Genomic DNA, 14,971 nt, shown 5'->3' with positions numbered 1-14,971 from the left:
GCCGCACACGCGCGTGAGAGCTATCGCCACGTGTTGTTCGCCACTGATCCAGTGAGCGATCAAAGCGCGTAAGGAATCACCCGCACGATCTCGCCTGCCTCGAAGCGTCGTGCCGGCTCCGGCAACACGATCAAGGCATTGCTGTCAGCCGCGCCACGCAGCAGATGCGATGCATCGCCGCGATGCGGCAGCGCGGTCAACCGCCCGTCCTCGCCGCACTCCAGCCGTCCGCGCAAAAACTCCAGGCGTTCGTGGCGCTTTTCCCACGGGCCTGCCAGCGCTGCATGCCACACCGGACGCGGTTCGCTGCGTCCCTGCAAGCCATCCAGCAGCGGCACACCGTAGGCGATCAGCGTCGCCAGCACCGACACCGGATTGCCCGGCAAACCCAGCACCAGACAGCGGCCGATCTGCCCCAGCACCGCCGGCATGCCCGGGCGCATGCGCACGCGCCAGAAGTGGATACGGCCCAGCTCGCCGATCAGCTGCGGCAGATAATCTTTTTCGCCCGCCGAGACGCCGCCGCAGGTGATCACCACATCGAATGCAGCGGCTGCATCTTCCAGCATGGTGCGGATACGCTGCGGATCATCCGGCAGGGTCGGCCATGCCGTCGGCGCGTAACCCAGGGCCCGTAGCTGCGCCATCAACATGTCGCGGTTGCTGTTGTAGATCTGCCCCGGCCCCAACGGCATGCCAGGCTCCATCAACTCATCGCCGGTGGCCAGCACCGCGATAGTCGGCCTTGGTGCCACTGCAAGCCGCGACAGCCCGAGCGCCGCCGCCAACCCGATGCGGGCAGGCGTCAACACCTGCCCGCTCTGGATCACCAGATCGCCCGCGCGCACGTCGCTGCCGGCCAGACGCACCGCCGCGCCCAACGCAGGCATCGTGCGGAAGCGCACAACACCATCGCGCTCGTCTGCATCTTCCTTCGGGATCACGGTGTCGGCGCCATCGGGCAGCGGCGCGCCGGTGGTGATGCGCAGACATTGGCCTGCGCTGAGCGTGCCGGTCCAACGCTCGCCAGCGAATTGCTCGCCGACCAGTTGCAACGACGCATCGCCGCCAGCGACATCGGCATGCCGCAACGCAAAGCCGTCCATCGCACTGTTGGCAAACGGCGGTAGTGCCAGCGGTGCAATCAGATCGGCAGCGGAAATCCGCCCATCGGCACGCGAGGTGGCGATGTTTTCATCGGGCGGGCGGTTTTGGGCCGCAACGGCCTGCAGAATCTGCAGCGCCTGCGCATACGGAATGCGGGAGGGATAGTCGGTCATGGCGCGCAGGATACCAGTGCGCCAGGCCGGCTCAGAGCGGCGACCAGCACGATCACCTGTCCGTCAGAGAGCATGGCCGGCACTGCGGCCAGCACGAACCGCGCGAACACGGCAGCTTCCAGGCGAATTACTCAACCCAAGCTTGAGCTAGCACGCCATGCATGCCAGCTCGTCGAAGATGGCTCGCCACGCCCAGCGCGGCAGCCTGCCTACTTGCCCTTGACGTGCTTCATCAAACGCCGCTTGCGCGCCACCTGCCGCTCGGTGAGCGTGTTCTTCTTGCCCTCGTACGGATTGGCGCCTTCGCGGAAGATGAAACGCACCGGCGTGCCGACCAGCTTAAAACGCTTGCGGAAGAAGTTTTCCAGATAGCGCTTGTACGACTCCGGCAATACTTTCAGACGCGTGCCATGCACGATGAAGGTCGGCGGATTTGCGCCACCCGGATGCACGTAACGCAGCTTGGATACGTGACCACGGATGCTCGGCGGCGGATTGGTCTCGTAGGCGATTTCCAGCGCCTGGTTGACTTCGCTGGTGCTGAATTCATGCGTCGCCGAGGCATGCGCGCGGTGGATCGCCTGAAACAGTTCGCGCATGCCCGAGCCGTGCAGCGCGGAGATCCGCACCGCCTCGGCCCAGCTGACAAAGCCCAATTTGCGCGACAGCAGGTCTTCGGCCTGTGCACGCTGATAGTCGCTCTGCCCGTCCCACTTGTTGATCGCCACCACCAACGCGCGGCCAGCGTCCAGGATAGCGCCCAGAATGGTCGCGTCCTGATCGGTGACGCCTTCGCCGGCATCGAGCATCAGCACCGCGACCTGGCATTGTTCGATCGCCTGCAGCGTCTTGAACGCGCTGAATTTCTCCACCGCCTCCTCGACCTTGCCACGGCGACGCAGGCCGGCCGTATCGATCAAGCGGTATTGACGCCCGTCGCGGTCCATGTCCACGGCGATCGAATCGCGCGTGGTGCCCGGCACTTCCGAGGCGATCATGCGCTCTTCGCCGAGCAGGCGATTGACCAGCGTCGACTTGCCCACATTCGGGCGGCCGACAAAGGCGATGCGCACACGCGCCGGGTCGGTATCCAGCAACTCGCCGGCACCTTCGGCAGGCAAGCGTGCACCGACTTCTTCCAGTAGTTCGTCGATGCCCTGCCGATGCGCGGCAGACAGCGCCACCACATCGGAGAACCCGTAGCGCGCGAACTCCGAGCGCACGGTTTCTTCGTCGGTGCCGTCGATCTTGTTGATGACCAGCACGGTCGGCCGCGCCAGCTTGCGCAGCCAGGCCAGGATCTCGTCGTCGAGCGACGACGCACCTTCGCGGCCATCGACCACGAACAGCACCAGATCGGCTTCGCCGGCAGCGGCACGTGCCTGACGCGCGGTGGCGCCGGCAAGACCTTCCTCGTCGCCGGCGATACCGCCGGTATCGACGACGATGAAGGGGCGCTCCTCATCGAGACGGCAGACCCCGTAGTTACGGTCGCGGGTGACGCCAGGCTGGTCGTGGACCAGCGCGTCACGGGTGCGCGTCAGCGCATTGAAAATGGTGGACTTGCCGACATTGGGCCGTCCAACCAGGGCGACCAGGGGCAGCATCGCAAAGTCCTTATTGTGCCAACCGGAAGGCGGTGATATCGCCATCGGTGTTTTGTACCAACAGAATGCCATCCACGACGATCGGCTGCGCCAGCAGCGTGTCGCGTCCAGCGCGAGCGCGCGCGGCCAGTGCACCATCGCTGAGTTTCAGCCAGTGCAGATAACCCTTGTAATCACCAACCACGGCGTAATCGCCCTGGATGGCCACACCGGTCAGGGAGCGACGTGCAAGCGCGGCCTGCGACCACATCGCCGCACCGCTGCTCTTGTCCAGACCCCACACCGAACCGGCGTTATCCGACACCACCACCACGCTGGACGACACGCCAACGCCACCGGCACCGCCGTGATCGCGCGTCCACAGCGGACGGCCACTCGGGCCTTCCAGTGCGAGGGTTTCGTTCTTGAAGCTGGTTGCGTACAGCGTGGTGCCGTCGAGTACCGGTGCGCCATCCACGTCGGACATGCGCTCCAGCTCGGTACGGCCTTCCGGCACGCCGATGGCCTGTTCCCACAACGGGCGTCCGTCCTGCAGCGCCAGCGCACTCAAGGTGCCGCTGTCATTGCCGACGAACACCACGCCCGGGCCGGTGACGATCGGCGCATTGCCGCGCACCGACAGGGTCGGGCCTTCCTCGGCATGGAACCAGCGGCGCTCGCCGGTGGTCGCGTCGAAGGCGCTGACGCGACCGTCGTTGCTACGCACCAACACCAGACCCTGCGCAATGGCCGGTGCAGCGATGACCTCGTTCGGTACCTTGGCGCGCCACTTTTCGGTGCCATCGGCCTGGTTCAGCGCAATCACATCGCCAGACAGCGTACCGATCACCACCAGACCTTCGCCAACGCCGGGGCCACCGGACAGGCGCTGCTTGAACTTGCGATCGTTGCGCTCTTCTTTTTTGGGCTTGTATTCCCACACGCGCTTGCCGGTCTGCAGGTCCAATGCCTCCACGCCACCAGTGATCGCCGAGGCGTACACCTTGCCATCGGCCACGGCCGGGCGCTGACGCACGCCGATATGGCCTTCGCCCTTGCCCACGCCGGTGGACCACAGCTTGTCAACCTTGACCGAGGGCTCGAACTTGACCAGTTCGGCAGGTTCCTGCGCCTTCTTGGCAGCAGCATCCTTCCCGGCAAACCAGCCCTTGACCGTGCTGCAACCAGCCAACGACACGCCCATCAGGGCGATCAATGCAATGCGCTTGTACATATCAACCTGCTTCATCAAATCGGCTCCGCCGGATTGGGCACTTTGCCGCCCACATCCATCAGCTTGGTTTCCAGCAAACGGCGCTGCGGCGAGGCCACATCCACCGTGGTCAGGGCCTTGGCGTAGAGCGCACGCGCTTCATCCGGCTTGCCCTGCACGACCAGCGCATCGGCGCGGATCTCCAGACTGGTGTGGTCCTGCGCATCGGCCAGCAGCTTGATCGCTTCGTCCGGCTTGCCGCTTTCGGTCAACACACGCGCCAGGCGCTGCTGCACGATCTGCTTGAGCTCGCCTTCGGCAGGCACATCGCGCAGGGTCTTGATCGCTTCGGCATGCTTGCCGGCATCCACCTGGGCCTTGGCCAGACGCAACGCAGCCAGTTCGGCGTAGACACCGCCCTTGCCGTCGTCGAGCGCCACGATCTCTTTGGCGGCCTTGTCCAGGTCCTTGCCCTGGATCGACTTCACCACCGCCTCGTAACGGGTGTTGGCTTCCACCGATTGGGTGTTGGTGTGCTTCTGCCACCACTGCCAGCCCAGGATCAGGGCCAGGCCAACCACGACGCCGCCCACCAGACCCGCGCCATTCTTTCTCAACCAGGAACGAACGCGTTCGCCTTGTTCGTGTTCGTCCAGCAGATCGTCGATCGCCATGCGTACTCTCGCTCCGTCGTCCCGGAGGCGCGGAACATCAATAGGGAAAAATGAAAAACCGCAGTCCGCTTCACTCGGAAGCAGGTACCACGGAGCCGTCGGAGGATACCGCAAAACGGGCCACGTTAGCGCGCTGGAACGGTTTCAAATCGACGATACTGCCGCCTTGCTGAACCTCTACCGCCGACGCATTGCCCAGCACGATGCGACCCACCTGCCCCGGCGAATAGCTGCGACGTTCGCCGGCACGCACCAGCGCTTTTTCGACCGCGCTGCCATCCGGTGACAGGATCTGCACCCAGCTGTCGCCGCTGAAACTCAACGACAAACTGCCGCCACTGGCGGCCGCAGCTGCAGACGTCTCCACGTCGGGTGTGGCCCGCGGCACCGGCGTCATCGACGCGATGTACGGCGCGGGTTGCTCGCGTGGCGCATTGGCCGGCTGCGTTGCACCCGCGGCGGATGTGCCGGTGTTTGCCGCTTCCGGCATGCTGTCCAGCGACACCGTACTCGGCGCGTTGCCATCAAGATGCGAGCGGGTCGCATACCAGACCGGTACGGCAAACACACCGGTGATGACGACATACATCGCCTTGCGCGCGGTGCTTTCGAGAATGCGGCGCGCACGCGGGGTATGCGTATGGCTGACCAGGGTGACCGGTTCGACCGGCGCAATGGTTGCCTGCAGCAACAGCGGCTCCAGGTCCACATGCAGCAGACGCGCATAACTGCGCAGCTGGCCGCGCACGAAGACCGGCGCGCCCAGACGCTGCCACTCTTCCTGCTCCAACGAACGCACCACGTGTGCCGGCATGCGCAGCTTGCCGGCGACATCTTCCACGCTCAGACCTACTGCTTCGCGCGCTTCGCGCAAATGCTGTCCGCAGCCCTTTTCCTGCTCGAAAGGGTTCGGATGGGAATCATTGATCACAATGCATTGGCCCCGGGGTTGGCGGTCGCTGCGTCAGGGAATTCCTTGACCAACCGCTGGTGGTAACGGCCGGCGGCTACCTTGTCGCCGAGCCCTTGCTCAATCTGAATGGCGAGTTGTAACACGGAAGCAGTGACCGGTGCAGCCGCAAGACGTCTTTCGATAAACGCGCGGGCTTCGAAATAGGTCTTTCGCCCGGCCTCGTAGCGCGCCATTGATTCGAGCGCATATGCGCTGACCGGATCCAGTTCTAACGCTTTACGGAGATCGCGTACAGCACGCTCCGATTGCCCAGACTGCAGCGCGCATCCACCCGCATTAGCCAAAGCCGGTGCCGGTGGGTAGTTCGAATCCTGCAGCGCACGATCAAACCAGGCCAGAGACTCCAGTGCCTGGCCGTTCGCACACAGCCAAGCACCATAATTGTTCAACACATCGCCACGTTGGGGCGCGAGTTCAGCGGTACGGCGATACGTCTCACCTGCTGCCGGATTACCCTGCCCCTGCTGAATCACACCCAGAAACATCAACGCATCAACCGAATTGGGCGTTTTTTTTAGAACCTCACGCACCAACTGTTCGGCGGCGGCATAGTTACCACTTTGCAGGCGATTGTTCGCAAGACCAAGTCTTTGCTCCAATGCAATCCGATCACGCGTTGCTGCGCTGTCACGGAAATCGTAACTCGGCGCTACCTGTTCCACACTCCCGGCCTTGGCATTACGACCACCGCAGCCGACTGCGCCAAGCGCGATCGCCACAGCCGCCATTAACGCGAGATCACGCTGCCGCATCGCGATCGGCCTGGCCTTCCAGTGTGCGCAGGAAATCTGCCTGGCGACGGGTACGGTCCATGACCTGCCCCTTGAGCTGTCCGCACGCGGCGTCGATATCGTCGCCACGCGTGCGGCGAACCATCGTCAGCACCTGCGCGTCGAGCAGGATCTTCTGGAAAGCCCGGATCTCCGTCTCGCCAGAACGCTCGTAGCGCGTGCCCGGGAACGGATTGAACGGAATCAGGTTGACCTTGCCCGCATCCTTTGACTGCACCGCATTGTCGAACTGACGCATCAAGCGGGCCAGCTGACGCGCATGCTCCGGCTGATCGTTGATGCCCTTCATCAAGGTGTATTCGAAGGTGACCGAATCGCGCTTCTTGTTGCCGCGCAGATAGCGCGCGCACGACTCCATCAGCTCGGCGATCGGGTACTTCTTGTTCAGTGGCACCAGGCTCTCGCGCAGCGCGTCGTTGGCGGCATGCAGCGAAACGGCCAGCGACACATCGCTTTCGGTCGAGAGCCGGTCGATCATTGGCACCAGGCCGGAGGTCGACAGCGTCACCCGCTTGCTGGCAAGGCCGTAGCCCAGATCGTCGCGCATCACGCTCATCGCGCGCACGACGTTGTCGAAATTCATCAGCGGCTCGCCCATGCCCATCATCACCACATTGGTGAGACGACGCTGCTGGTGCGGCACGTTGCCCAGATGGCGCGCCGCTACCCACACCTGCCCAACGATCTCGGCGGTGGTGAGGTTGCGGTTGAAGCCCTGGGTCGCGGTCGAACAGAAGGTGCAGTTCAAGCCGCAGCCGACCTGGGAGGACACGCACAGCGTGCCACGGCCCTTGTCGGGGATATACACCGTCTCGATCGCATTCTTGCCATCGGTGCCCATGGCCAGCAGCCACTTGTGGGTGCCGTCGGTGGAAGGCTTGTCGAACACGACGGTCGGGACGAGGACCTCGGCGTGCTGGTGCAATTTCGCACGCAGCGCCTTGCCGAGGTCCGTCATCTGGTCGAAGTCGGTGACGTAGCGATGGTGAATCCACTTCATCACCTGATGGGCACGGTAACGCGCTTCGCCGAGCGTGTCGGCGAAGAAGCGCTCCAGTCCCTCGCGGTCGAGGTCGAGCAGGTTCTGCTTGCGCAGTTCCGGGGTACGGACAGGGACGTCCTGCAGCACGGAGGGGATCACGACCTCATTCACGATTCGACTCTCTCGGCCTCAGCGCGAGACCACTTCAGTAGCGGCAAAGAAATACGCGACTTCGTTGGCAGCGTTCTCGACCGAATCCGAGCCGTGGGCGGCGTTGGCATCGATCGAATCGGCGAAGTCGGCGCGGATGGTGCCCGGCGCAGCGTCCTTGGGATTGGTCGCGCCCAGCAGGTCACGGTGTGCAGCAACGGCGTTCTCGCCTTCCAGCGCCTGGATCACCACCGGGCCGGAGATCATGAACTCGACCAGCGCATTGAAGAACGGACGCTCCCGGTGCACGGCGTAGAAGCCTTCGGCTTCGCGACGCGACAGCTGCTTGTACTTGGCGGCCACGATCTTCAGGCCGGCCTTTTCGAAACGGCTGTAGATTTCGCCGATGACGTTCTTGGCGACGGCATCGGGCTTGATGATGGACAGGGTGCGCTCCAGCGCCATGGGAAGATCTCCGTTGGGCGGGCCACTTGAAGACCCGAGGTTATCATGAAAAAAACCCGCGTCAAAACGCGGGCTTAGGCTTCTTTGCGATGATCAATTCTATCTCTTAGTGAAGACCTTTGCACACCGCCTCCTGAATCGTGCTGCATTGCCGCATGACCGGCGCAGTCTCCAGCCCGTAGACTCAAACAATCGTTTGATTGAGTTCCACCCCTGCGCATGCCCAAGCCCGCCCACTTCTCCACCAAGGACCGCATTCTCGGCGCGGCCGAGGAGCTGTTCGCACAGCATGGCTTCGCCGGCACCTCGCTGCGCCAGCTGACCACCCAGGCCGACGTCAATATCGCCGCGGTCAACTACCACTTCGGCTCCAAGGAGAACCTGGTCAACGAGGTGTTCCGGCGCCGCATGGACGAAATGACCACCGCGCGGCTGCAGCAGCTGGAAGCCGCCAAGCGTGCGCATCCGGGCGAACTCACCGCGGTGCTAGCGGCCTTCGTCGAGCCTGCCCTGGCGATGGCGCAGGACCGCCAGAGCGGCGGCGCGTTCGTGCGCGTGATCGCACGTGCCTACGCCGAAAAGAACGACAACCTGCGCAAGTTCCTGTCCGATCACTACGGCCATGTGCTGCGCGAATTCGGCAAGGCCATCGCCGCCTGCGTGCCGGGCCTGAGCAAGGAAGAGCTGTACTGGCGGCTGGATTTTCTGGCCGGTGCGCTGACCTATGCGATGGCCGACTTCGGGCTGATCAAGCGCCCGGCCGGCGTCAGCGAGGCCGACCACCGTGCGCGGGCCGCGCGCGAACTGATTCGTTTCGCGGAACCCGGTTTCCGCGCTCATTCCACACCGTAAACGTTCCACCAAGAGGCTAATTGCTATGTCCAATCCGTTGCTAGTCCGTCGCGCCGCCGTGCTCGGTGCCGGCGTCATGGGCGCGCAGATCGCCGCGCACCTCACCAATGCCGGTGTCGACACCGTGCTGTTCGACCTGCCTGCCAAGGAGGGCCCTGCCGACGGCATCGTGCTCAAGGCCATCGCCAACCTCGGCAAGCTCAGCCCTGCCCCGCTCGCCAGCAAGGCGCTGGCCGAGGCGATCACGCCGGCCAACTACGAGAGTGGCCTGGAGCAGCTGCGCGATTGCGATCTGATCATCGAGGCGATCGCCGAACGCATGGACTGGAAGCAGGACCTGTACAAGAAGATCGCCCCGTTCGTGTCCGAGCATGCGGTGCTGGCGTCCAACACCTCCGGTCTGGGCATCAACAAGCTCTCCGACGTGCTGCCAGAGCAATTGCGCCACCGCTTCTGCGGCGTGCATTTCTTCAACCCGCCGCGTTACATGCATCTGGCCGAGCTGATTCCAGCCAAGGGCACCGACAAGGCGGTGCTGGAAGGGCTGGAAAGCTTCCTGGTCACCACGCTTGGCAAGGGCGTGGTGTATGCCAAGGACACGCCGAACTTCATTGGCAACCGCATCGGCGTGTTCTCGATCCTGGCCACCATCCATCACACGCAGGAATTCGGCCTGGGTTTCGATGAAGTGGACGGCCTGACCGGCCCGCTGGTCGGGCGCCCGAAGTCGGCGACCTACCGCACCTCGGACGTGGTCGGTCTGGATACCATGGCGCACGTGATCAAGACCATGGGCGACACCCTGCCCGAGGATCCGTGGCACCAGTATTTCAAGTCGCCGAAGTGGCTGGACGCGCTGATCGCCAAGGGCGCGCTCGGCCAGAAGGTCGGCGCCGGCATCTTCCGCAAGGTCGGCAAGGACATCGTGGTGCTGGACCTGCAGAAGCAGGATTACCGCGCCGCTGATCGCACTGCCGCACCGGAAGTGATCGAGATCCTCAAGATCAAGAACCCGGCCGAAAAGTTTGCCAAGTTGCGCGAGAGCCAGCACCCACAGGCACAGTTCCTGTGGGCCAGCTTCCGCGATCTGTTCCACTACAGCGCCTATCACTTGGCCGACATCGCCGAGACTGCGCGCGACGTGGATCTGGCGATCCGCTGGGGCTACGGCTGGTCGCTTGGCCCGTTCGAGACTTGGCAGGCCGCCGGCTGGAAGCAGGTGGCGCAGTGGATTGCCGAAGATATCTCTAACGGCAAGAGCATGAGCAGCGCGCCGTTGCCGAACTGGGTGTTCGACGGCCGCGACGGCGTGCATGCGGCCGAAGGCTCCTACAGCCCGGCGCACGATGCCAAGCTGCCGCGTTCGGCGCTGCCGGTGTACAAGCGTCAGCGCTTCCCGGATCCGCTGCTGGGCGAGCAGTTCTCCCCGGGCGAGACGGTGTTTGAAAACGACGGCGTGCGCATGTGGCATGACGGCGACGATATCGCCGTGGTCAGCTTCAAGACCAAGATGAATACCGTCTCCGATCACGTGCTCAACGGGTTGCAGGAAGTGGTGGGCCGCGCCGAGAAAGACTTCGCCGGGCTGGTGATCTGGCAGCAGAAGGAACCCTTCTCCGCCGGTGCCGATCTGGCCGGTGCATTGGGTCTGCTGCAGGCCGGCAAGGTCGATGCGTTCGAAGCGCTGGTCGCCAATTTCCAGGCCACCAGCCAGCGCATCAAGTACGCGCAGGTCCCGGTGATTTCGGCCGTGCGCGGCCTGGCGCTGGGCGGCGGTTGCGAGTTCCAGATGCATAGCGCCAAGACCGTGGCCTCGCTGGAAAGCTACATCGGCCTGGTCGAGGCCGGCGTCGGCCTGCTGCCGGCCGGTGGTGGCTTGAAGGAAATCGCCGTGCGCGCATCGATTGCCGCCGGCCCGGGTGGCGATGTGTTCGCCGAGCTGAAGAAGACCTTCGAAACCATCGCGATGGCCAAAGTCTCCAACTCTGCGGTCAATGCCCAGGAACTGGGCCTACTGCGCGGTACCGACAAGATCGTGTTCAACAGCTTCGAAGCGCTGCACATCGCCAAGGCCGAAGCGCGCGCACTGGCCGAAGGCGGCTACCGCGCGCCGCTGCCGGCACGCCGCATCCAGGTCGCCGGCGACGTCGGCATCGCCACCTTCAAGATGCTGCTGGTCAACATGCTGGAAGGCCGCTTCATCAGCGAATACGACTATGAAATCGCCACCCGCATCGCCACGGTGATGTGCGGCGGCGAAGTCGATCGCGGCGCGCTGGTCGACGAAGAATGGCTGCTCAAGCTGGAGCGCAAGCACTTCGTCGAACTGGCCCAGCAGGAAAAGACCCAGGCGCGGATTGGGCACATGCTCAAGACGGGTAAGCCACTCAGGAACTGAGAATCGGGAGTGGGGAATCGGGAATGGGTAAAAGCCCAACCGACTCCCCGCTTCTCCCCACTATTCTGCCGGGTAATGAAAATGGCGAACTCAGGCGAATCCGCACTTGCGATTCCCGACTCCCCATTCTCGATTCCCGGCTATCGGAGATAGCCATGAGCAAGCAGATTCAAGAAGCCTACATCGTCGCCGCCACCCGTACCCCGGTCGGCAAGGCGCCCAAGGGCGTGTTCCGTAATACCCGTCCCGACGACATGCTGGCGCACGTGCTGCGTGCGGTGGTGGCGCAGGCGCCGGGCATCGATCTGTCGCGGATCGACGATGCCATCATCGGCTGCGCCATGCCCGAGGGCGAGCAAGGCATGAACGTGGCGCGCATCGGCGTGCTGTTGGCCGGCCTGCCCAACACCGTGGCCGGCCAGACCATCAACCGCTTCTGTTCGTCCGGCATCCAGGCCGTGGCGATGGCGGCCGACCAGATTCGTCTGGGCAACGCCGACCTGATGCTGGCCGGCGGCACCGAGTCGATGTCGATGGTGCCGATGATGGGCAACAAGGTCGCCATGTCGCCGAACGTGTTCGCCGACGACCATGTCGCCATCGCCTATGGCATGGGCATCACCGCCGAGAAAGTGGCTGAGGAATGGAAAGTCTCGCGCGAGGATCAGGACGCGTTTGCACTGGCCTCGCATCAGAAGGCGATTGCCGCGATTGCCGCCGGCGAATTCCGCGACGAGATCACCCCGTACGAAATTCTCTCGCACCAGCCTGACCTGCAAGGCAATGTCATCGCGCTGCGCAAGCGCCTGGTCGACACCGACGAAGGCCCGCGCCCGGACAGCTCGCTCGAAGGCCTGGCCAAGCTGCGCCCGGTGTTCCGTAACGGCCAGTTCGGCGGCAGCGTCACCGCCGGCAACTCCTCGCAGATGAGCGACGGCGCCGGTGCGGTGCTGCTGGCCTCCGAGCAGGCGATCAAGGATTACGGCCTGACCCCGCTAGCCCGTTTCGTCAGCTTCTCGGTAGCCGGCGTGCGTCCTGAAGTGATGGGCATCGGCCCGATCGCGGCGATTCCCAAGGCGCTCAAGCAGGCCGGCCTGACCAAGGACCAGATCGACTGGATCGAGCTCAACGAAGCCTTTGCCGCGCAGGCATTGGCGGTGATCCGCGACAGCGAACTGGATCCGTCCAAGGTCAACCCGCTGGGCGGCGCGATCGCTCTGGGCCACCCGCTGGGCGCGACCGGCGCGATCCGTGCCGCAACGCTGGTGCACGGCCTGCGTCGCCGGCAGCAGAAGTACGGCATGGTCACCATGTGCATCGGCACCGGCATGGGCGCGGCAGGCATTATCGAAGCGTTGTAAGCCGCTGCCTGCCGCGCGATCGGGGCGTTGTCACGATCGCGCACTTCATCGACATGCAGTGATCGAGAGGGTGTGCGAAAGCACGCCCTCTTTTACTTTCAGCGCGCCACCAGCCATTGACCGGTGCGTGCACCCAAAAACACCAAGGCCAAGCCGGCCACCAGCGTGATTGCCAGATACACGCCGATCATCGCGGAGCGATCGGTGCGCGCAAACACCAGGCATTCCATCATCAACGACGAGAACGTTGTCAGCCCGCCGATCACACCGACGATCAGCAAGGCCCGCAGCGGCCAACTCGACGCTCCGCGCGCATCCAGCCACACCAGCAGCACACCGGCGACGAACGAACCGACCAGGTTCACGGTCAGGGTGCCCCATGGAAATCCTGTACCGAAGCGCTGCAGCAAGGACGCGCCAATGGCAAAGCGCAGGCCCGATCCGAGCGCGCCGCCGGTCATCGCCAGCAGCAATTGCTGCCACCACACCGGAGCGTTCATGCGCGCGTTCCGCAATGGATTGGCTGCGTCTGCAAGTGCGTGTCGTGCATTGTCATTCCTGAAAGCTGCGAACAAAACGTGGCGAGCTCGCATCAGGTCATCAAACGGCGCGCTCTAACCGGATTGTACGAGTGGTGACGCCGCACCGAGCATCGGCCGCGTCCGCTCAGTGGCCACGCGTTCGTTTTCTCGCTGGCTTCAAGTCGAGAAACACTCGCTGGACACAGAACGCCGTGCCGGCAGGGTTGGCAAACACATCCCTTTAGTCCAGGCGGCGTGCAGCTCCAGGGCGCGATGCTATCCAGCGTTGTCACCACTTATCCCGCCGGCTTGCGGGCCTTCTCAGCCCTGGCCTGCTCGCGCGCCGCGCGCAAACGATCGAGCTTTTCCTTGAGCTTGATCTCCAGCCCGCGCGGCACCGGGTTGTAAAAAACCCGCTCGCCCATCGCATCGGGGAAGCCGGTCTGATCCAGCGCAATGCCGCCTTCGGCATCGTGGTCGTATTGATAGTCCTGCCCGTAACCGAGCGTCTTCATCAGCTTGGTCGGCGCATTGCGCAGATGCAGCGGCACCTCTTGGGTGCCGGTGGCGCGCACTTCGGCCTTGGCCTGATTGAAGGCCGCATAGCCGGCATTGGACTTGGCGGTGCTGGCCAGATACAGCACCAATTGTGCGAACGCCAGCTCGCCTTCCGGGCTGCCCAGGCGCTCGTAGATGTCCCAGGCTTCCAGCGCCATGCTCTGCGCGCGCGGATCGGCCAGGCCGATATCTTCGATCGCCATGCGGGTCAGCCGCCGCGCCAGATACGCCGGGTCGCAGCCGCCATCGAGCATGCGGGTCAGCCAGTACAGCGCGGCATCGGGATTGGAACTACGCACCGATTTGTGCAGCGCCGAGATCTGGTCGTAGAACTGCTCGCCGTTCTTGTCGAAACGACGGGTGCGGTCGGCCAGCACCTGCAGCAGCGTCTGCGGGGTGATCTCGCCGCCCTCGCCCGTCGCCAGTTCCGCAGCGATCTCCAGCAGCGTCAATGCACGGCGCACATCGCCGTCGGCCGCGCTGGCGATTTCCAGCAGCGAGGCATCGCTGACCTGGATGGTCTCCTGCCCCAGCCCGCGCTCCGAATCATGCAAGGCCCGCTGCAAGGCCTCGACAATGTCCTGCGGCGAGACGCCTTCCAGCACATGTACGCGGCAACGCGATAGCAATGCGGAGTTCAATTCGAAGGATGGATTTTCGGTGGTCGCACCGACGAACAGGATCGTGCCGCGCTCGATATGCGGCAAAAACGCGTCCTGTTGCGCTTTGTTGAAGCGATGCACCTCATCGACGAACAACACCGTGCGGCGGCCGCTGGCAAAGCGCTGCGCGGCCTCGGCCAATACCTGGCGCACTTCCGGCAATCCCGACAAGACCGCCGAGATCGCCTTGAATTCGGCATCCGAGTAATGCGCCAGCAGCAGCGCCAGGGTGGTTTTGCCGCAACCGGGCGGCCCCCACAGGATCATCGAATGCACGCGGCCGGATTCCACCGCGCGTCGCAATGCGCTGTCGGGTGCCAGCAGGCGTTTCTGCCCGACCATCTCGTCGAGGGTGCGCGGACGCATGCGCTCGGCCAGCGGGCGCAGATGCTCGCCGTCTACGCTGAGCAGATCGGCTTCGGGAGCGATAGGGAGCTTGGTTCGTGCCACGCGTCATTGTATCGCGTAAGCAAACGGCCTTCTGCGAAGAAGGCCGTTGTCAGTG

At 64.0% G+C, this 14,971-nt stretch carries 13 protein-coding genes; 3 read left to right on the top strand and 10 right to left on the bottom strand.

Annotated elements, in window-relative coordinates; all coding sequences use genetic code 11:
• Positions 1-59: 59 nt before the first annotated feature.
• The 8 genes from NMB96_RS16875 to ndk all read right to left on the bottom strand — a co-directional run bounded on the left by NMB96_RS16875 (position 60) and on the right by ndk (position 8,114).
• The gene (locus NMB96_RS16875) at positions 60-1,280 is read right to left on the bottom strand and encodes a molybdopterin molybdotransferase MoeA (protein WP_255085304.1); all 1,221 of its coding nucleotides are present in this window, start codon (positions 1,278-1,280) and stop codon (positions 60-62) included.
• Positions 1,281-1,489: 209 nt separating this feature from the next.
• Entirely contained in the window at positions 1,490-2,887 is a 1,398-nt protein-coding gene (gene der, locus NMB96_RS16870) for a ribosome biogenesis GTPase Der (RefSeq protein ID WP_006448726.1), read from the bottom strand.
• A gap of 10 nt (positions 2,888-2,897) precedes the next feature.
• Positions 2,898-4,115 carry an outer membrane protein assembly factor BamB gene (bamB, locus tag NMB96_RS16865; protein WP_074057500.1) on the bottom strand — a complete coding sequence of 406 codons (1,218 nt, stop codon included), beginning with the start codon at positions 4,113-4,115 and terminating at the stop codon, positions 2,898-2,900.
• Positions 4,115-4,753, bottom strand: coding sequence for a YfgM family protein (locus tag NMB96_RS16860; protein WP_255085303.1), 639 nt, complete (start codon positions 4,751-4,753; stop codon positions 4,115-4,117). The genes bamB and NMB96_RS16860 overlap by 1 nt, the downstream gene beginning before the upstream one ends.
• A gap of 70 nt (positions 4,754-4,823) precedes the next feature.
• Positions 4,824-5,684, bottom strand: a complete 861-nt coding sequence (locus tag NMB96_RS16855; protein ID WP_255085302.1) for a helix-turn-helix domain-containing protein — start codon at positions 5,682-5,684, stop codon at positions 4,824-4,826.
• Positions 5,681-6,454 (bottom strand): tetratricopeptide repeat protein, encoded by a 774-nt coding sequence (locus NMB96_RS16850; RefSeq protein ID WP_043889214.1) that lies wholly within the window; start codon positions 6,452-6,454, stop codon positions 5,681-5,683. Before NMB96_RS16850 ends, NMB96_RS16855 begins: the two co-directional genes overlap by 4 nt.
• A gap of 10 nt (positions 6,455-6,464) precedes the next feature.
• Entirely contained in the window at positions 6,465-7,670 is a 1,206-nt protein-coding gene (gene rlmN / locus NMB96_RS16845) for a dual-specificity RNA methyltransferase RlmN (protein ID WP_023903986.1), read from the bottom strand.
• 18 nt (positions 7,671-7,688) lie between these two features.
• Positions 7,689-8,114, bottom strand: coding sequence for a nucleoside-diphosphate kinase (ndk, locus tag NMB96_RS16840; RefSeq protein ID WP_006448732.1), 426 nt, complete (start codon positions 8,112-8,114; stop codon positions 7,689-7,691).
• Positions 8,115-8,333: 219 nt separating this feature from the next.
• Between ndk and NMB96_RS16835 the strand changes: the two genes are divergently transcribed.
• The 3 genes from NMB96_RS16835 to NMB96_RS16825 all read left to right on the top strand — a co-directional run bounded on the left by NMB96_RS16835 (position 8,334) and on the right by NMB96_RS16825 (position 12,725).
• Entirely contained in the window at positions 8,334-8,966 is a 633-nt protein-coding gene (locus NMB96_RS16835; protein WP_006448733.1) for a TetR/AcrR family transcriptional regulator, read from the top strand.
• Positions 8,967-8,991: 25 nt separating this feature from the next.
• Positions 8,992-11,364, top strand: a complete 2,373-nt coding sequence (locus tag NMB96_RS16830; RefSeq protein ID WP_255085300.1) for a 3-hydroxyacyl-CoA dehydrogenase/enoyl-CoA hydratase family protein — start codon at positions 8,992-8,994, stop codon at positions 11,362-11,364.
• Between the two features lie 155 nt (positions 11,365-11,519).
• The gene (locus NMB96_RS16825; RefSeq protein WP_023903984.1) at positions 11,520-12,725 is read left to right on the top strand and encodes an acetyl-CoA C-acyltransferase; all 1,206 of its coding nucleotides are present in this window, start codon (positions 11,520-11,522) and stop codon (positions 12,723-12,725) included.
• A 98-nt stretch (positions 12,726-12,823) separates the two neighbouring features.
• Here NMB96_RS16825 and crcB read toward each other — a convergent pair whose 3' ends face one another.
• Positions 12,824-13,225, bottom strand: a complete 402-nt coding sequence (gene crcB / locus NMB96_RS16820) for a fluoride efflux transporter CrcB (protein WP_043889213.1) — start codon at positions 13,223-13,225, stop codon at positions 12,824-12,826.
• A gap of 317 nt (positions 13,226-13,542) precedes the next feature.
• Positions 13,543-14,832 (bottom strand): replication-associated recombination protein A, encoded by a 1,290-nt coding sequence (locus NMB96_RS16815; protein ID WP_255086984.1) that lies wholly within the window; start codon positions 14,830-14,832, stop codon positions 13,543-13,545.
• Between the last annotated feature and the right edge of the window lie 139 nt (positions 14,833-14,971).

The organism is Xanthomonas hortorum (assembly GCF_024339125.1).
In the GTDB taxonomy this organism is placed as follows: domain Bacteria; phylum Pseudomonadota; class Gammaproteobacteria; order Xanthomonadales; family Xanthomonadaceae; genus Xanthomonas; species Xanthomonas hortorum.
This window is presented reverse-complemented; position numbering and strand designations above follow the sequence as displayed.